Raw genomic sequence first — 16775 nt, 5'->3', positions numbered from 1 at the left:
GCATGGCCTCGGGCGACGGGCGCGTCTCGGTCGCGCCCCGGGCCGCTCGCCGTGGCCGTCTCGCACGTGGTGGCAGGTCTAGTGGCCGGGACCTGTCGGGGTCCAGGCGGCGGGCCCGGTAGCGGCTCGCTGACCCCCGGTGGTCTAGGTCACATCGATGGGGCGATTGCGCAGGTGACATTCCGTCACTAGGGACCGCTCAGCCTGGGATCGACCCCCACCCCGATCCCCTATCGAGAGGCAGTGCCCCCCATGCTCACCAGCCGTTCCCGATCCGTGCGCTGGGCCCTCGGCGTCGGCGCCGTCGCCGCCCTGGCCGTCCCCGGTCTGACCGCCGCGAACGCCACCCCGACCTCTGTCACCGCGACCGGCGCCTATGCCGGCGCCGGAACCTCGACCTACGACGTCGACACGACGCAACCGGTCGCACTCCAGGGCAAGAACGGTGTCGACTGCTCGCTGCCCGCGAACGAGGACGCACCGGCCGTGCTGTCGCGCTCCGTGTCCATCACGTACACGATCGCTCCCGACCTGCTCCTGCGCGCGCACCTCGGCTTCCCGGACGTGGGTCGCTTCCCCAAGGCCGACAACACCGGCTGGTGGCCCGCGGGTCACGTGACCTACCCGTCTCCGGGCGGCACGGACCAGGTCGTGGTGATCCCGGCCGACACCGACACCGGCAACCAGGAGTTCCGCGGCTGGAAGTGCCGCGACGCCGAACTCGTCCCTGGCACGACGAACAGCTACCAGCTGCGGTACGACATCGTGAGCGCCGGCAGTCCGCTGCCCCACCCGGGCTACACCAACGAGGTCATCGGCTTCATCCCGCTCTCCAACGTGGACTGACGCGATCATCCGGATGGACGCCTCCCGCCCGGCGGGGGGCGTCCATCGGTGCGTTCGGGACCGGTGCACCCGCCTCCAGTGGGTGGAGCGGTGAGCTCCCCGGGTAGGAGTCGAACCTACGTCGCTAGTCCTGATTCAAAGTCAGGCGGGCCCTGCCGGCAGACCAACCGGGGAACGGTCCGGGGCGGCCCGGACCGGGGACCACCCTAGTGGGGCCGCGCCTGCGGCACGGACACCAGCCGCAGGGCGTCGCGGATGCCGGGCGTCGCGGATGCCGGGCGTCGCGGATGCCGGGCGTCGCGGATGCGGGGCGCCCGGGTGGCGACGGCACCTACCCCATTCCGGCGCCGTGCGGTCCGCCCGGGCGAACCCGCCCCGCGGCCCGGCCGCCGACGCCCTGCCGATGACCCTGCCGATCCATGAACGGACGGCAGGCACCGGCTGGTGTGGTGCCGACGCGAGGTCGGCACCACACCGGGGGGAGGGAGGCAGTGACTGCCTTCGAGGGGGTCCGAGGTTTCGGGACTAACACCCTCAGGGTGCGGGCCGCGCCGCCCGGTCGCAACGCGGAAGCGCAATCCCGGCGCAATCTTGGCGAGGGCCGCGCGCACGCGGCCGCGCGAGCCCGGTCGAATGGGACGGAAAGGGGCTCGATGTACCGCTGAGAAGCCCGTTCCGGCACCCGACCTGCACGCAACCTGTGAACGGCTCCGGACACGCCCCGGCGAGTGTCATCGCGGTGTTACGGTGCCGCCGCGTCGAGCGACGTCGCGCGCATGGGAGCGAGGAGGCACGCCGTGGAGTGGCGATGGCCGGACGACGTCCGGGCGCGGATCGAGGTCCTGGGCCCGTGGCGCCTGACCATCGATCACCGGGCGCTCCGCGTCGACGACCTCGGCGGCGCACGCACCGCCACCGCCCTCGCGCGGCTCGCCTGGACGACGGGCGACCCGGTCGATCGCGACGAGTTGGCCGAGGCCGTCTGGGGCGACGAGCGCCCCGCCACCTGGCCCTCCTCGCTGCGCAACATGCTGGCCGCCGCACGGCGCGGCCTGGGCGAGCTGCCCGGTGTCCGGCTGCGGAGCACCCGCGCCGGCGTCGTCCTGGAGATCGAGGGCGGCGCGACCTCCGACCTCGCCCTCATCTCCGTCGAACACGACCGCGCCGACCTCCTGCGCCGCGACGGCGACCTCGCGGGCGCGCTCGACACGGTCCGGGAGGCCCTCGCCGCCAGTGCGGCGGAGGTCGCCCGCGACCTCGGCGGCCCGTGGTTGGACGACCTGCGTCGGGAGGTCGCCGAGCGCCGGTCCCGGTTGAGCCGGCTGGGCGCCGAGGTCGCGTTGCGCATCGGCGACACCGCCACCGCCGTCGAGCTGGCGCGCCAGGGTCTGACGATCCGTCCGCGCGAGGAGGTCAACCACCAGCTGCTGATGCGCGCCCTGCACGCGGGCGGCGACCGCGCCGCCGCACTGGAGGTCTACAGCCGGCTGCGGTCCCTGCTGCGCGAGGAGTTCGGGACCCTGCCCTCGAAGACCACCGAGGAGGTCTTCCTCGACGTCCTGCGCCACGACGAGGCCGGAGACGTGCGCGACCGGCGCCGCCGCCTGCCCTACACGAGCGGGCGCCTGCACCTGCTGGAGACCACGCAGCCCTTCGTCGGACGCACCGACGAGCTGGACGCCGCCGTCGCGCACCTGATCGACGGCGCCGCCTCCGCCCCCGTGCTGGTGCTCGCCGGGCCGGCCGGCATCGGCAAGACCCGGCTCGCCGCGGCGGTGGCCGCACGCGCCGACGAGCAGGGCCTGCTGGTGCTGCACGGCCGCGCCGACGCCCGGGTGCCGGCGCCCTACGCGACGGTGGCCGAGGCGATCGACGGCCATCTCGGCCTGCTCGACCGCCCCGAGCTGATCGACCTCGCCGGCAACCACGCCGCCGTCCTGAGCCGCTACCTGCCCTCGTGCCGCACGCTGGCGCCCAGCGCCGAGGCCACGGGCAGTCCGCGACTGGAGCGCCTGCACGCCGAGACGGCGCTCGTCGACCTCCTCGGACGCATCGCCGAGGCCGGGCCGACGCTCCTCGTGCTCGACGACCTCCAGTGGGCCTCGCTCACCTCGCTGCGGCTGCTCGAGGCACTGGCCGAGGGGCCGGGCGTGCCGGGCCTGTCGGTGCTGGCCATCCAGCGCGACGACGCCCCGCTGCTGCCCGACGCGACCGGCGAGCGGGTGCTGCGCTGCGATCTGGGCCCGCTCGACCGCGAGGGCGTCGCCGGCCTGCTCGACGCGCTGCGCCCCCTCACCTCGATCGCCCCCGAGGAGTCGGCCGCCGTCCTCGACGGCCTGTGGCAGGTGGCCGCGGGCCATCCCCTGCTCACCACCACCCTGCTGCGGGGGCGTGCGAACGATCTGCTGCGCCTGGCCCAGCCCTCCGCGTGGGGGCCCGTCGCCCGCGAGATCGTGCCCGGCCTCCCCGCCAGCACGGCCCTGGTGATGCGCGCGCTCGCCACCGCACCCGGCCCGGTCGACATCGCGACCCTGGGTCGGGTGACCGGCATCGAGGAGAGCACGGTCGAGGCCATCGGCACGGGCGCGGCCGCGCTCGGCCTGCTGGCCGGGGACGGCGGCCCCGACGGCGTCCTGGCCCTGCATCCCACGGTCGCCGCGGTCGTGCGCGGCGACATCCCCGAGGCCGAGCAGGAGCAGCTGCGGCGCCTGTTCGCCGCCGAACCGCCGATCCCCGGGTCGGCCGACGACGTCACGCCCGAAACCCCACGCGACCGGGCCAAGCGGGACCTGCCCCCCGACGCCCGGCACCGGGTGCGGGCCGCTCCGCCGAGCATGCGCTCGAGCATCGACCGCGGCGAGTACGCCGCCGCCGTCGACACCGGCCTGGCCGCGTTCCAGCTGCTCGAGCGCGCCGGCGATCCCGACGTCGGAGCACGCTGGCAGCTCCAGATCCTGCTGGGCGAGGCGTGGCGCGCCCTCGGTGACGAGCGGGCCTTCGCGACCCTCGACGACGTCGTCCGCGAGGCCCGCGCGATCGGCGATGTGGTCACGATGGCCGAGGCGGCGCTCGCCTTCACCGCCACCGGCACCGGCACCGACGAGGCGCATCTCTCCGATGCGCTGCTCGCGCTCTACGAGGAGGCGCTCGCCGCCCTCGGCGAGGACGAACCGGCGTTGCGGGCCCGGCTGCTCGGCCACCTCGGGACGGCGTACGGCTGGCGGCAGAGTTCGGAGCGGGCGGCTGCGGCCACCACCGAGGCGATCACGCTGGCCGAGACCCTCGGCGACCCCGCGACCCTCATCTCGGTCTACACCACCGGCCGACGCGCCCTGGCGGGCTCGGGCATGGTCGATCACCAGGAGTTCTTCGAAGAACGCCTGCTGCAGCTGACCACCGACTACAACGATCCGCCGACCCGGGTGCGCACCGCGATCTGGCGCTTCGAGTCGCGGGTCCAGCGCGGCGAGGGGGCGGAGCTCGAGGAGCTGCTCTCCCCCGACCCGACGGCGTTGCAGATGGTGCGCGACACCGGCAGCCGCCACTCGCTGCTGTACTCGCGGGCGGCGCTGCTGCTGCTGCGCGGCGATCTCGACGCGGCCGACAGCGCCATCGAGGAGGCCGCCGCCGTCGGTCGCGCCAACTCCTCGGCGGCCTCGATCGTCGAGGCCATCCGCCTCATCCAGCTGATGCTGCTGCGCTGGGAGCAGGGACGGCTGACCGAGGTGCGCACCGAGTTCGCCGACTTCTGCACCGCCCACGACGTGCCGGAATGGTGGGGCTCGATGGCCTTCTGCGACGCCGCCATCGGCCGCGACGCCGACATCGCCCGCGAGCTCGACCTGTTCTTCTCCGGCTTCGACCGCGCGGGAGCCCGCATCGCCATCCCGCACGGATTGGCGGCGCTCATGGCCACGCCGGTACGCCGGCTCGGCCAGGTGGAGCGGGCCCGGCGGCTCTACGACGTCCTGGCGCCGGCGGCCGGCACGGGCGGGTACGTCGGCTGCTTCTCCGGGCCGATCGACCACGCCCTCGGCGTCCTGGCCGACACCCTCGGCGACCAGGACGCCGCCCGCGCCCACTTCACAGCGGGTGCGGAGTTCAGCCGTCGGCTCGGAGCGCCGCTCTGGGTCGCGCGCTGCGAGGCCGAGCTGAGCTGACCCGGGCTGGGGTCAGGCGGCCGTGGGCATGCCCGCGGCTGGGCTGACCCGGGCTGGGGTCAGGCGGCTGTCGGCATGCCGGCGGCCCGCCAGGCCGCGAAGCCGCCGTCGACGCTGACGACGTCGGCGAACCCGTGGGCGCGCAGGCTCGCGAGCAGCAGGCCGCCGGCCGGACCGAGCAGCACCAGACGGGTCCCCGGCGCGACGACCTCGGCGAGCCCCGCGGGCGGGCCGTCGGACCACACGACGACGGGCAGGCCGCCCTCGACGGCGCCCTCCTGCGCGCGCTGGCGGGCCGAGCGCAGATCGACCAGCACGGCTCGGCGGGCGAGCAGCTCCTGGAAGGCGGCCCGGGCACTGACCGCATGCTCGCGGTCGGGGACGGCGGGCAGCGCGGCGCGGGCGCCCCGGGCGTGGATCAGCTCGCCGGTGAGGGGCTGGTCGGCGGATCGGTCGGGGGCTCGGTCGGCGGATCGGTCGATCGGCAGGACAGTGGCGGTGGAACGGTCGGACGGAACGGCCATGGTGGGATCTCCCCCACCCGCGAGCGATGGCTCGAGCGGGCGGATCTCGGGTGCCCGCGGGCGCGGGCGGACAGCAGGGTCGGCGACGGTCAGGAGGACCGGCGACAACAACAGCTGCGGGAGATCACGGGCGAAACCCTAGCGGCTCACTCGACTTCGCGCACCGCGATGTTCGCATCGCGGGACGGCGTCCGCCCGCCGCTACTGGCCGATCGAGACGCGGTAGCGGGCCAGCAGCTCGCGTGCCTGGGCCTCGTCACGCTCGGCCAACGGGACGAGCAGCTCGGCGACGACATCGGTCAGCTCGGCGATGCGCCGGTTGAGCTGCCGGTTCTCCTGCACCTCGGCCTCGAGTGCGGCGAGCCGGGCTCGGGTGGTCCAGGGGCGCTGACGGGCTCGCTGGAGCTTGCGCCAGGCCAGACGCAGTCGGTTCACGGGAGATCCTCCGGGCCGGTGGGGCGGGACGGGCCGGACGAGCCGGCGGACGCGGTCGGGCGGGCAGGGGATGCGGGGAAGGCGACCCGCAGCCGACAGACGAGCGGGTCGGCGCGGCCGAGCTGGTCGACGCCGGCCTCGAGCACCTCATGCTCGATGACACCGCCTGCTGCGACGATCTCCGCACGGACGACGTCGAGGTCGACGCGTGCGACCAGGCCGGCGGGAGCCGGATCGGGGAGCGGCATCCCGCGCTCGTCGAGTCCGGTCGCGCTGAACTCCAGGTGGAGGCGCTGGGGCCGGCCGCGCAGCGCCATCCGCGAGAGCAACCACAGGTTGCGTCGCTCGGCCCCGCTCAGGCAGCCGAGCAGGTCGCGGGCGTAGAGCTCGTGCGGGTCACGGGCCAGCTCGGCGCCGGCGGTGAGCACGGAGCGCAGCTCGCCGAGGATGAGCAGGCGGGAGTCGACGTCCAGCGAACGGCGTTGCGCGGTACGGGCGATGGCCGCGCGCGCGTGCCGGGAGAACTCGAAGGCGCGCACGGGATGGCCCTTGCGTGCGAAGAAGAAGGAGTCGCGGCCGCTGCCGGCTCCGAGGTCGGCGACCGGCGCGCCGTCCGGGAGCGTGCGGCGCACGGACCGTGCGAACGCGGTGGCGGCCGGGTCGACCTCCCGGGTGCGTGTCTGATGGAACTCGGTCCAGCGGCCCATGGTCGTGCGGAACCCGCGCAGCCACCCGTCGAGGCGCCGCACGCCGGCCGGCGGGTCGGCGTAGGCGAACGACGGGTCGGGCACGCGCCATCCGGGGCCGTAGACGAAGGCGAGCATCGCCTCGGGGTCGGCGGGGGCCGGGAACTCCACGCCGTGGAGGGTGATGGAGGAGGGCGGCCACACGACCGACTCCGGCACGCGGCCGCTGCGGTTGCCGAGCTGGTAGAAGGTCTCCCCCACATGGAAGGCGACGAAGATGTCGATGTGGCACTGCCGCCCGTCGCTCAGCGGCAGCAGCAGCTTGATGTCGCCGCCGCTCATGCGCAGCAGATTCCAGCCGCGGCGGCGCATCTCGCGTTCGATGGCGTAGGACTCGCTGATGATGTCGGCGGGCGAGATGTGGCGGCTCAGGTAGCAGACGTCGGTGTCGGAGTCGTGCGCCAGCATCGCACCGTCGCGTACCGCGCCCAGCAGGGCGCCGTAGTTGAGGTAGGCCCGCACCCCGCAGCCCTCCGCGAGATCGTCGAGTGCGCGCTTGGTGCCCAGCAGGATCTCCTCGCGCACGGTCTCGGCGGTGGCCGAGAACGCGCGGCACAGGTGCCCGACCTTGTCGACGGCCAGCGGCAGACCCTGCGGGTCGACGACCTCCAGCGGCCGCTCAGCGTGCTCGGGCCCACCCAGCACGACCTCCTCGTCGAGGTGGACGACGGGCTCCTCGCCGGCGTGCACCGGGACGGCGTCGCGCACCCGCACGCGGCCGCGCCCCTTCAGGTGCGGGCGCAGCACCCCCGGCCAGGCCACCAGGACGCCGCCACGCTCGGGCCGTCCGTCGCGCACCGGCGTGCACGACCACAGGTAGCGGCCCTCGAGTTCGATGACGAGAGGGCGGGCCCCGGCCCGCGGGAGCCAGATGCCGGCGTCGGAGACCGCGACCCGGCGGCTCCCACGCACCGCACGCCGTTCGAGGGTGCTCACGCCACCCCGCCGGCGGAGAGGTCGATCGCCCGGCGCAGTTGCGTGCTGGAGGTGTGGGCGGTGTAGGGCAGGTAGACGATCTCGACCCCGAGGCCGTCGAGCTGCTGCTCGAGGCGGGCGGCCCGCGGCGTCCCGATCCAGTCGTCGCCCTTGAAGAGGCGGTGGAAGCCGACGTCGCGGTGGGCGATCCGGCGGTCGGGGTCGCCCTCGGCGTAGGTGGCGTCGACGACCGCCAGGGCGTCGACGATGGCGATCCGCTCCGCGAGCGGGACGAAGGGGCGCACCCCCTTCGCGGATTCGCACAGCTCGTCGGTGACCACGCCGGCGACGAGCAGGTCGCAGAGGTCGCGCGCCTGTCGCAGGAGGTTGAGGTGGCCGACGTGGAAGAGGTCGAAGACGCCGGGCACGTAGCCGATGACCGGTCCCATGACACCACCACTCCTCTTCTGCGTCCGCAGGGTGAATTATTCGCATCAACTTAGTGCAGTTTCAGGATTTCGAGCGAACCGGCCGTGTCGGCCCACGACACCGGGCTGGACCGGCCTGGACAGGGCTGGACAGGCCACCCCATGCACCTCGTCCCGTGCGATGTGACCGTGGACACCCGGCCCGGCGACCGCCAGACTCGGGCCCACTGCTCCGGCGCCCCCACCGGAGGGGAAGGAAGCGAGCCCATGCGCCTGCGTCGTGACGTCAAGACCCGCCTGATCACCTCGACCGCGCTCTTCGGCGACTGCACGCCCGAGGAGGTCGCCGAGGTGGCCGCGATAGCCGACGAGTTCGACTTCCGCCCCGGCACCGCGCTGACCCGCGAGGACACCGAGGGCAACGAGTTCCTCGTCATCATCGACGGGGAGGCGGAGGTGGCCCGCGGCGGCGAGGTGGTGGCGACCCTCGGCGGCGGCGACTGGTTCGGCGAGGTCGCCCTGCTGACCGGCGGACGCCGCAACGCCACCGTCACCGCCCGCACGGCCGTGCACGCCCTGGTCATCGAGGGCCACCGCTTCCGCACCCTGCTCCAGCACGCCCCCGACGTCCGGGCGAAGGTCGAGCGGGTGCTCGTCGAGCGCGGGGCCTGACCGAGGTCCCGTACCAAGGTCCCGTAACAAGGTCCCGTAACAAGGGGCGAGCGCACCGTCGGTGCGCGGTGAGAGCATCGGCGCGTGGACCTGCCCGTGCTGCCGCCCGTCTCGCCGATGCTCGCGAAGTCCGTCAGCGGCATCCCCGATCCCGACCAGCACGGCGGGCTCTCCTTCGAGCCCAAGTGGGACGGCTTCCGCTGCCTGGTCTTCCGCGACGGCGACGAGGTCGAGCTGACCAGCCGCAACACCAAGCCGCTCACCCGCTACTTCCCCGAGATCGTCGCGGCCGCCCGCGAGCAGCTGCCGCCGCGGTGCGTGCTCGACGGCGAGCTGTTCGTCAGCGACGGGTCGCGGCTGCAGTTCGAGGTGCTCCAGGAGCGCATCCATCCGGCGGCGTCCCGGGTGCGCCTGCTCAGCCAGGAGACGCCCGCGTCCTACGTCGCCTTCGACCTCCTCGCCGAGGGCGACACCTCGCTGCTCGACCGGCCCTTCGCCGAGCGGCGCGCGGCGTTGGTCGCGGCGCTCGGCGGCACCCTGCCGGCGTCCGGCGCCGGGCCGTTCCACCTCACCCGCACCACCACCGACCCCGAGGAGGCCCGCCGCTGGTTCGAGCAGTTCGAGGGCGCCGGGCTCGACGGCGTCGTCGCCAAGCCGCTCGGCGCCGTCTACACGCCGGGTGGGCGCACGATGCTCAAGATCAAGCACGCCCGCACCGCCGACGTGGTCGTGGCCGGCTACCGCGAGCACAAGGACAGCACGCCGGAGCGCCCGCTGCTGGGCAGCCTGCTGCTCGGCCTGTGGAGCGAGGGACGCCTCCAGCACATCGGGGTCAGCGCCAGCTTCACCGCCGCCCGCCGGGCCGAGCTGATCGCCGAGCTCCAGCCACTGGTCTGCCCGATCGAGGAGCATCCGTGGGGCGCGTGGGCCGACTGGGCCATCGCCAACCCCGACCGGGTGCCGGGCACGCAGAGCCGCTGGAGCCAGGGCAAGGACCTCTCCTTCGTGCCACTGCGTCCCGAGCGGGTGCTCGAGGTCGGCTACGACCACATGGAGGGACGCCGCTTCCGCCACACCGCCCAATTCAAGCGCTGGCGCCCCGACCGCGACCCCGAGAGCTGCGGGTACGACCAGCTCGAGGAGGTCGTGACCTACGACCTCGCCGACGTGCTCGGGGGCGGGAGTAGCGTGCGGCCATGAGCACCTACGAGGTCGTCCTGCTCGTCGAGCAGGCTCTCTCCGCCGACGACGCCGCCCGGGTCCGCTCCCTCCACGAGGGCATCGAGGACCCCCTCCACTACACCGTGCTGATCCCGGTCGAGGACGCCGCCGCGCACATCGAGGCCGCGATGAGCTCGCTCGGGGGCGCCGACCTCGGGGCCGCGCCGACGCTCGCGATGACCGAGGACGACCTCGCCGCCGTGCAGGCCGAGTCGCAGCACCGCGCGCAGGCCGACCTCGACGCCTCCGTGGCCAGCCTCCTCGCCCTCGGCGTCGGCGCGTCCGGGCGCCTCGTGCCGGAGTCGCCCGTGCCGGCGCTGACCGCCACCGTGTCGCAGACCGACGCGCGCGAGGTGATCGTGCTGACCCGTCCGCACGTCGTGGCGGAGTTCTTCCACCTCGACTGGACCTCCCAGGCCCGCCGCCGGCTCGGCGTCCCGGTGCTGCACCTGCTCGAGCACGAGACCTTCGACGAACAGGCCGGCTCCGGGGAGGGCATCACCGGTCTGTGACCCTCCTGGGGGCTCCGGTCACTCACCCTTCCGGGTTGTTACCGAACTGTGGATCAGGCGTGGTCGCTGTTGTGGAGGTCACTTCTCTAGAGTTTCAGGTGTCGGAGGGAGTTCCGGGGGGGATGAAGACCGACAAGGGCCCAGCACATGGCCGGCTGCGAATCTGGGGGGAGGAGCAGCGGAGCCGCAGGGCCTACGATCCGGAGGTCGTCGGGGGGCGACCCCGGATCGGAGCACGGGAGCCCGCTCGCCGCGGGAAGCCTCGTCCTAGGACTTGAGGCTGCGGCGGGCGGGCCCCAGTCATTTCCGGGCCCTCAGCGTGGGCCGGTCGCGGGCCCGGACTCAGCCCTCGACCCGGTTGCCGTCCTCGTCCCAGTGCGCGGCGACCTTCTTGCTCGGCTGCACCCGCGGCGGCTCGCCGGGCATCTTGGGGTAGTCCGGCGGGAAGTTCAGCTCCCCACCGGGCAGCTCCTCCCACAGCGCCAGGAGCGGGTCGAGGGAGAAGGCCTCCTCCTCGATGCCCGCCCACGGGTCGCCGTCGGCGAGCAGGTCGGGCACCGTGACCAGGTTGAACTCCGCTGGGTCGCGCACCTCGGCGAGCTGTGCCCAGGTGAGCGGGGTGCTGACCGGGGCGCCCGGGCGCGGTCGCAGGCTCCACGCGCTGGCGATCGTCCGATCGCGGTTGTTCTGGTTGAAGTCCACGAAGATGCGCTCGCCCCGCTCCTCCTTCCACCAGGCGGTGGTGACGCCGCCGTCGCGCCGCTCGAGCTCGCGGCCGAAGCCGATGGCCGCGTGGCGCAGATCCTCGAAGCCGCGCTCGGGCCGCACCCGCACATAGATGTGGATGCCGCGGTTGCCGCTGGTCTTGGCGTACCCGCGCAGGCCGAGCTCCTCGAGCAGCTCGCGCGCGATCGCCGCCACCCGCTGGGCGTCGGCGAAGGTGGTGCCGGGCTGGGGATCGAGGTCGAGGCGCAGCTCGTCGGGGTGGTCGACGTCAGGACGCCGTACCGGCCAGGGGTGGAAGGTCAGCGCGCCCATCTGTGCGGCCCAGACGAGGGACGCCGGCTCGGTGGGGCACAGCTCGGCGGCCGTGCGTCCGCTGGGGAAGGTGACCTCGACGGTCTCGACGAACTCGGGCGCCCCCTTCGGCAGGCGCTTCTGATAGAAGCCGTCGCCACCGCGGTCCTGCGGGCCGGTCGCCAGCCGCATCCCCTCGCGCCAGCCGTCGGGCCAGCGCTCCATCGCGGTGGGCCGCTCCCCCACCGCCCGCATGAGCGCGTCTCCGACCGTGGCCATGTAGGTGCAGACGTCGAGCTTGGTGATCGTCGGGGTGCGGTCGGTGGCCTCGTAGACCACCCGGTCGGGGCTCGAGACCCGCACCGCACGGCCGCCGGCCTCGACCTCGACCGCACTCGCCTTCGCCATGGCGCAAACCTAGGTGCCGCGACCCTCACGACGCGACCGTCGCCTCGCCCCTAGGTTGCGGTCCATGCCGACTCTCGCCGTGCGTCCCCGGGTAAGGAATTCTCAAGGCGCTCCGAGGAGGGTGCGGGGTATGCGCCGCACCCTCACCGCCGCCACCGCACTCGCGCTGCTCGCGCCCCTGGGCCTCCTCGCCCCTGCCGACGCAGGACCGGCCGGCAGTTGGACGACGATCACGGGTGCCGCCGCCGAGATCGGCAACATCGCCCGCCCGGACTCCTACCGCACCCCCGACGGCGTCCTGCACGTCGTCTACTCGGTGCAGGACTCCTCCAGCTCGGAGTCGCTGCGGCACCTGGCGATCGGCGACGACGGCGAGGTGCTGAGCTCCGACGTCGTCGTCTCGGACTGGGATTCCCTCGCCGAGGACCCCGAGATCATCGGATCCGGCTCCGACCTCCGCATCGTCTTCAGCGGCCTGCGGGCGGTGACCACCAGCGGCGACCCCTACAACACCGGCCAGATGTACTCCGCCACCTCCAACGACGGCGGCCGCACCTGGTCGCTGTCCACGACCTACCTGACCGACTCCGGCTCCGCCTATGCCTCCTACGGCACCGGGGCCGTCGAGCTCTCCGACGGCCGGCCGATGGTGGCGTTCCCGCTCAACAGCCGGATCCGCTACAACGACCAGCCGATCGCCAGCGCCGCCACCTCGCCCGACGACCCGTTCTTCGACATCGACACCTGCTGCGCCTACGACGTGGAGCTGGCGCGCGTCCCCGGCACCGACACCGTCTACCTGTCGTGGTTCGCCAACGGCACGACCCCGACGAGCGAGGGCACCTTCATCCGGCAGATCGCCCCCACGGTCGGACCGATCCAGCGGGCTCCCCGCTCGACGACCCCCTCCGACACCGACGGCGACGGCACGGTCGAGCCCGGCGAGGAGAACACCAGCCAGCTCGGCAACGGGCGCACCCTGGTGGCCACGTCGAGCGGCGTCTACCTGATGTACCGCGTCGGCTACCCCGACCGCGGTCTCGGCGTGTGGAAGCTCGGCACCGACGCCCCCGAGATCCTGCCCGTCGACGACGCCCTCTACGGATCGCTGGCCGCCGACTCCGCCGGCCGGGTCTGGGCCGCCTGGTACACCGGCGACAGCAAGCGGCAGGTGTTCGCCGCCCGCAGCAACCCCGCCGGCACCCGCTTCGGGCAGAAGGTCGCGATGGGCGCACCGAAGCTGTCAGGCGAACCCAGCGTGTGGAACGTCCTCATCGACGCCCGCGCAGAGGGGAACCAGGCCGACGTCGTCGTCAACACCACGCGGCAGCTGATGCACCAGGAGGTCTTCGCCGGGCTCACCCTGACCAGTCAGCCGCGCACCTACGCCCTCGGCGACTCCTCGAAGGTCACCTTCACCGTCACCGACGCCGGGGTCGCCGTCCCGGGCGCGACGGTCAAGGCGGACGGCCGCAGCTGCACCACCAACGCCCAGGGCCGGTGCACGCTGACGATCAGCGCGAGCCCCAAGCAGCGCTCCCTCACAGCGGTCGCCACGAAGTCGGGCTTCACCCGCGACGCCCTCGTGCTGCGCGGGCGGAAGTGACGGGCCGACCCGTCCATCCGGCCCTACGGCCGATGCGGGTCGGCTGCCTAGGCTGATGCCATGGCAGTGCGGGCGGCAGTGGTGGTCACGGGCACCGAGGTGCTCACCGGTCGGGTGCAGGACGCGAACGGCCCCTGGCTCGCCGAGCGGCTGCGGGAACTGGGTGTCGACGTCGGCCGCACGGTCGTCGTCGGCGACCGGCGCGACGACCTCGCCGCGGCCCTGCGCTTCCTCCTGGCCGACCACGACCTCGTCCTGACGACCGGCGGGCTCGGACCCACCGCCGACGACCTCACCGCCGAGGTGGTGGCCGAGGTGCAGGGCCGCGCGGTGCACCTCGACGAGCAGCTCGAGGCCCGCATCCATGGGATCGTTGCGGCCCTCAACGCCCGGCGCGGCTGGTCGCCGCCGACCGAGGTCACCGCCGCCGCCGTCCGCAAGCAGGCGCTGGTGCCCGAGGAGGCGGTCGTGCTCGCGCCGGTCGGCACCGCACCGGGCCTCGTGGTCACCGACGCCGCCGGCGGGGCGCCGCCGGTCGTCGTCCTGCCGGGGCCGCCCAGCGAACTGCGGCCGATGTGGAGCGAGGCCGTGACCACGGCGCCGGTGCGGGCGGTGCTCGACCGGGCCGAGGAGCTGCGCCAGGCCGAGATCCGCGCCTACGGGCCGCCGGAGGCCGAGCTGGCGGGCCACCTGGCCCGCCACGAGCAGGTCCACGGATCGCTCGCGGAGGCCGGGCTGGAGGTCACCACCTGCGTGCGCGACGGCGAACTGGAGATCGTCACCCGCTACCGCCCCGAGGCCCAGGCCGCCTACGACCTGCTGGCTGCCAGCCTGCGCGACGGGCTCGGTGCGGCCGTCTTCGCCGAGGGCGGACGCCGCGTCGACGACGTCGTCGCCGAGGCGCTGCTGGCGCGCGGGGAGACCATCGCGACGGCCGAGTCGTGCACGGCCGGCCTGCTGGCGGGGCGCATCGCCGACCGACCGGGCTCCTCGGCGTACCTGATCGGCGGCTTCGTCACCTACGCGAACGAGGCCAAGACCGCCGAGGTCGGCGTGCCCACCGAACTGCTCGACGCCGTCGGCGCGGTGAGCCCGGAGGTCGCCGAGGCGATGGCCGAGGGCGCGCGTCGTCGGCTCGGCACCACCTACGGCGTCGGCATCACCGGCGTGGCCGGCCCGGGAGGCGGGACGCCGGAGAAGCCGGTCGGCCTGGTGCACGTGGCGGTGGCGCACCCCGACGGCGTCCTGCACCGGCGGTTGAACCTCGGCGGCGACCGCGCGGTGATCCGGCGACGCACGGTCGTGGCGGCCCTGCATCTGGTGCGCGAGGCGCTCCAGCGGGGGTGACGTCTCCGACCGCGGGCCTGCTGGTCGGGCGGCGGGGTCAGGCAGCGGGGTCAGGCGGCGGGCAGGCAGACCCGGGTGCCGGGCGCCCAGCGGTCGCACAGGTGACGCAGCCGCAGGATCTCCTCGCCGTGCACGCCGAGGGCGCGCAGCACGCTGCCGTCGCCGCTTCCGCGCACGGCGGCGACGTCGAAACCGGAGCCCTGGAGGATCGCGAGCAGGAGGCCTGCGGACTCAGCGGGCGGGACCAGGTCGATCATGGGGAACACCTGCCTTCACGTCTGGCATGTCTGGGGGGGCATGCACCTCATCGGCCGCCGCCCGTCGGAGGTGAGGAGGCGACCCGGGTGGGCTGGACCACCCCCGCCGGAGATCGGACTCAGGCCGGCGGATCGGTGCCCCGGTGCGCCCGTACCGCGGTGAGGTAGGAGAGCGGCCGCCCCGGACCCGGCACGGCGTAGGCGGCCTCGACGGCGTCGACGACCAGGCCGGCACCGCCGAGCAGCGCCACGGGATCGCGGGTGAGATGGCACCCGCCGGCGACCCTCCGCTGCAGGGGTTCGAGCCGACGCTGCCAGGTCAGCACCCCGGGGTCCGGGGCACGGCCGTGTTCGAGGACCCGGACGACGCCGCCGGGCCGGACCAGGCGCCGGGCCTCGCGGGCCGCGAGCGCCGGGTCGGGGATCGTGCACAGCGCGAAGGTGATCAGGACGCCGTCGTAGGTGGCGTCGGCACCCGCGATGCGCTGGCCGTCGAGCCCGATCCGCCGGATCTCGACCGCTCCCGCCGCCGCACGGCGTCCGGCGGATCTCATCCAGGCGAGATCGCTCGGCTCGACCGCGTCGAGACCCGAGACGGCTGCGGGCAGGTGCGGCAGGTTGAGTCCGCTGCCGAACCCGATCTCGAGCACCCGGCCGGAGAGGTCGGCGCACACCGCGGCACGCCACCGGTCGAGCCGGTGCTGTCCGCAGGCCGCGTCGACGATGCGCGGCACGACGGTGCGCTCCCACCACCCCATGACCGGATGCTGGCAGAGCCGCGGATCAGATTCCTTTGACCCAAGTCAGCTATCGTCGGAGCATGGACGCCGTCGCCACCCTGCGCCGCTTCAACCGCACCTACACCCAGCGCATCGGCGTGCTCGAGGAGTCCTTCCTCGGCACCGGCCGTCCGCTCGGGGTCTCGCGTCTGCTGTTCGAGATCGGCGCGGCCGAGGGTGGCATCGGGGTCGGCGACCTGCGCGACCGGCTCGACCTCGACGCGGGCTACCTCAGCCGGCTGCTGCGCCGGCTCGAGGACGACGGGCTGGCGCGCGTCGTCCCCGATCGCGCCGACGGCCGGCGCCGCGTCGTCCGCGCGACGGCTGCCGGACGGGAGGCCTTCGCCGATCTCGAACAGCGCTCCGCCGACCTCGCCGAGCGCCTGGTGGCCCCCCTCACCGAACGACAGCGCGCCCGCCTGACCGACGCCCTGGCCACCGCCGACCTGCTCGTGCGGGCGGCGACGGTGCGTCTGCGCCCGATCGACCCGACCGCGCCCGCTGCGCGGGAGGCGGTGCGCCGCTACGTGGCCGAGCTCGACGCGCGGTTCTCGGGCGGCTTCGCACCCGGGGACGACGCCGCGGAACCGGGGGCGGTCTACGTCGTCGCGACGAGCGACGGCCGGCCGGTCGCCTACGGCGGCGTCCGGCCGGCCGGGGAGGAGACGGCGGAGATCAAGCGGATGTGGGTCGGCGACGCGTGGCGCGGCGCCGGTCTCGGGTCCCGCATGCTGCGTCACCTCGAGGAGCTGGCCCGCCAGCAGGGGCACCGCCGCGTCGTCCTCGACACCCATCGCAGCCTGACCGAAGCCATCGCGCTCTACGAGCGCGCGGGCTACGCGCCCGTCGAGCGGTACAACGACAACCCCTACGCCCAGGCGTTCTTCGCCAAGGAGCTGTGA

The 16775-nt window shown here is 74.1% G+C and carries 15 protein-coding genes and 1 tRNA gene; 8 read left to right on the top strand and 8 right to left on the bottom strand.

Features of this window, described 5'->3' with window-relative positions:
* Nucleotides 1-252: 252 nt before the first annotated feature.
* Complete coding sequence (locus tag ABD671_RS09350) at nucleotides 253-846, top strand: hypothetical protein (RefSeq protein ID WP_344733054.1); 594 nt, start codon at nucleotides 253-255, stop codon at nucleotides 844-846.
* 95 nt (nucleotides 847-941) lie between these two features.
* Here the strand turns inward: ABD671_RS09350 and ABD671_RS09345 are convergent.
* Nucleotides 942-1020: transfer RNA gene (locus ABD671_RS09345), tRNA-Gln, on the bottom strand.
* 623 nt (nucleotides 1021-1643) lie between these two features.
* Between ABD671_RS09345 and ABD671_RS09340 the strand changes: the two genes are divergently transcribed.
* Nucleotides 1644-5006 carry an ATP-binding protein gene (locus tag ABD671_RS09340; protein WP_344733053.1) on the top strand — a complete coding sequence of 1121 codons (3363 nt, stop codon included), beginning with the start codon at nucleotides 1644-1646 and terminating at the stop codon, nucleotides 5004-5006.
* Between the two features lie 59 nt (nucleotides 5007-5065).
* On the opposite strand, the gene ABD671_RS09335 is transcribed toward ABD671_RS09340, so the two are convergent.
* From ABD671_RS09335 to ABD671_RS09320, 4 genes are all read right to left on the bottom strand, one after another.
* Nucleotides 5066-5530, bottom strand: a complete 465-nt coding sequence (locus tag ABD671_RS09335; protein WP_344733052.1) for a hypothetical protein — start codon at nucleotides 5528-5530, stop codon at nucleotides 5066-5068.
* Nucleotides 5531-5731: 201 nt separating this feature from the next.
* A complete protein-coding gene (locus ABD671_RS09330) occupies nucleotides 5732-5965 on the bottom strand; it encodes a DUF6752 domain-containing protein (RefSeq protein WP_344733051.1) in 234 nt (77 codons plus the stop codon).
* On the bottom strand, nucleotides 5962-7647 hold the full coding sequence (locus ABD671_RS09325; RefSeq protein WP_344733050.1) for a class I SAM-dependent methyltransferase: 1686 nt from the start codon (nucleotides 7645-7647) through the stop codon (nucleotides 5962-5964). The genes ABD671_RS09330 and ABD671_RS09325 overlap by 4 nt, the downstream gene beginning before the upstream one ends.
* Nucleotides 7644-8075, bottom strand: a complete 432-nt coding sequence (locus ABD671_RS09320) for an FAD synthase family protein (protein WP_344733049.1) — start codon at nucleotides 8073-8075, stop codon at nucleotides 7644-7646. Before ABD671_RS09320 ends, ABD671_RS09325 begins: the two co-directional genes overlap by 4 nt.
* 246 nt (nucleotides 8076-8321) lie before the next feature.
* Between ABD671_RS09320 and ABD671_RS09315 the strand changes: the two genes are divergently transcribed.
* The 3 genes from ABD671_RS09315 (at nucleotide 8322) to ABD671_RS09305 (ending at nucleotide 10459) form a co-directional block, all read left to right on the top strand.
* On the top strand, nucleotides 8322-8726 hold the full coding sequence (locus tag ABD671_RS09315; protein ID WP_344733048.1) for a cyclic nucleotide-binding domain-containing protein: 405 nt from the start codon (nucleotides 8322-8324) through the stop codon (nucleotides 8724-8726).
* Between the two features lie 84 nt (nucleotides 8727-8810).
* Complete coding sequence (locus ABD671_RS09310; protein WP_344733047.1) at nucleotides 8811-9926, top strand: ATP-dependent DNA ligase; 1116 nt, start codon at nucleotides 8811-8813, stop codon at nucleotides 9924-9926.
* Complete coding sequence (locus ABD671_RS09305; protein ID WP_344733046.1) at nucleotides 9923-10459, top strand: hypothetical protein; 537 nt, start codon at nucleotides 9923-9925, stop codon at nucleotides 10457-10459. Before ABD671_RS09310 ends, ABD671_RS09305 begins: the two co-directional genes overlap by 4 nt.
* A 342-nt stretch (nucleotides 10460-10801) precedes the next feature.
* Here the strand turns inward: ABD671_RS09305 and ABD671_RS09300 are convergent, their stop codons facing one another.
* Entirely contained in the window at nucleotides 10802-11884 is a 1083-nt protein-coding gene (locus ABD671_RS09300) for a DNA polymerase domain-containing protein (protein ID WP_344733044.1), read from the bottom strand.
* 130 nt (nucleotides 11885-12014) lie between these two features.
* On the opposite strand from ABD671_RS09300, the gene ABD671_RS09295 reads away from it, so the two are divergent.
* Both ABD671_RS09295 and ABD671_RS09290 read left to right on the top strand, forming a co-directional pair.
* Nucleotides 12015-13490 carry a hypothetical protein gene (locus ABD671_RS09295; RefSeq protein WP_344733043.1) on the top strand — a complete coding sequence of 492 codons (1476 nt, stop codon included), beginning with the start codon at nucleotides 12015-12017 and terminating at the stop codon, nucleotides 13488-13490.
* 60 nt (nucleotides 13491-13550) lie between these two features.
* On the top strand, nucleotides 13551-14837 hold the full coding sequence (locus ABD671_RS09290) for a competence/damage-inducible protein A (RefSeq protein WP_344733042.1): 1287 nt from the start codon (nucleotides 13551-13553) through the stop codon (nucleotides 14835-14837).
* 50 nt (nucleotides 14838-14887) lie between these two features.
* Here ABD671_RS09290 and ABD671_RS09285 read toward each other — a convergent pair whose 3' ends face one another.
* Nucleotides 14888-15094, bottom strand: coding sequence for a hypothetical protein (locus ABD671_RS09285; protein ID WP_344733041.1), 207 nt, complete (start codon nucleotides 15092-15094; stop codon nucleotides 14888-14890).
* A gap of 119 nt (nucleotides 15095-15213) precedes the next feature.
* Entirely contained in the window at nucleotides 15214-15852 is a 639-nt protein-coding gene (locus ABD671_RS09280) for a class I SAM-dependent methyltransferase (RefSeq protein ID WP_344733040.1), read from the bottom strand.
* A gap of 62 nt (nucleotides 15853-15914) precedes the next feature.
* Between ABD671_RS09280 and ABD671_RS09275 the strand changes: the two genes are divergently transcribed.
* Nucleotides 15915-16775 carry a GNAT family N-acetyltransferase gene (locus ABD671_RS09275; RefSeq protein WP_344733039.1) on the top strand — a complete coding sequence of 287 codons (861 nt, stop codon included), beginning with the start codon at nucleotides 15915-15917 and terminating at the stop codon, nucleotides 16773-16775.

The sequence above is a fragment of the Nocardioides fonticola genome (assembly GCF_039536805.1).
Taxonomy (GTDB): domain Bacteria; phylum Actinomycetota; class Actinomycetes; order Propionibacteriales; family Nocardioidaceae; genus Nocardioides; species Nocardioides fonticola.
The sequence above is the reverse complement of the archived record's forward strand: the minus strand, read 5'-3'. Positions and strand labels throughout refer to the sequence as shown.

Excerpts from the sequence above, each read along its gene's own strand:
- ABD671_RS09350 (WP_344733054.1), top strand. The coding sequence starts at position 253 with ATGCTCACCAGCCGTTCCCGATCCGTGCGCTGGGCCCTCGGCGTCGGC.
- ABD671_RS09335 (WP_344733052.1), bottom strand. The coding sequence starts at position 5,530 with ATGGCCGTTCCGTCCGACCGTTCCACCGCCACTGTCCTGCCGATCGAC.
- ABD671_RS09320 (WP_344733049.1), bottom strand. The coding sequence starts at position 8,075 with ATGGGACCGGTCATCGGCTACGTGCCCGGCGTCTTCGACCTCTTCCAC.
- ABD671_RS09315 (WP_344733048.1), top strand. The coding sequence starts at position 8,322 with ATGCGCCTGCGTCGTGACGTCAAGACCCGCCTGATCACCTCGACCGCG.
- ABD671_RS09305 (WP_344733046.1), top strand. The coding sequence starts at position 9,923 with ATGAGCACCTACGAGGTCGTCCTGCTCGTCGAGCAGGCTCTCTCCGCC.
- ABD671_RS09300 (WP_344733044.1), bottom strand. The coding sequence starts at position 11,884 with ATGGCGAAGGCGAGTGCGGTCGAGGTCGAGGCCGGCGGCCGTGCGGTG.
- ABD671_RS09295 (WP_344733043.1), top strand. The coding sequence starts at position 12,015 with ATGCGCCGCACCCTCACCGCCGCCACCGCACTCGCGCTGCTCGCGCCC.
- ABD671_RS09290 (WP_344733042.1), top strand. The coding sequence starts at position 13,551 with ATGGCAGTGCGGGCGGCAGTGGTGGTCACGGGCACCGAGGTGCTCACC.
- ABD671_RS09285 (WP_344733041.1), bottom strand. The coding sequence starts at position 15,094 with ATGATCGACCTGGTCCCGCCCGCTGAGTCCGCAGGCCTCCTGCTCGCG.
- ABD671_RS09280 (WP_344733040.1), bottom strand. The coding sequence starts at position 15,852 with ATGGGGTGGTGGGAGCGCACCGTCGTGCCGCGCATCGTCGACGCGGCC.
- ABD671_RS09275 (WP_344733039.1), top strand. The coding sequence starts at position 15,915 with ATGGACGCCGTCGCCACCCTGCGCCGCTTCAACCGCACCTACACCCAG.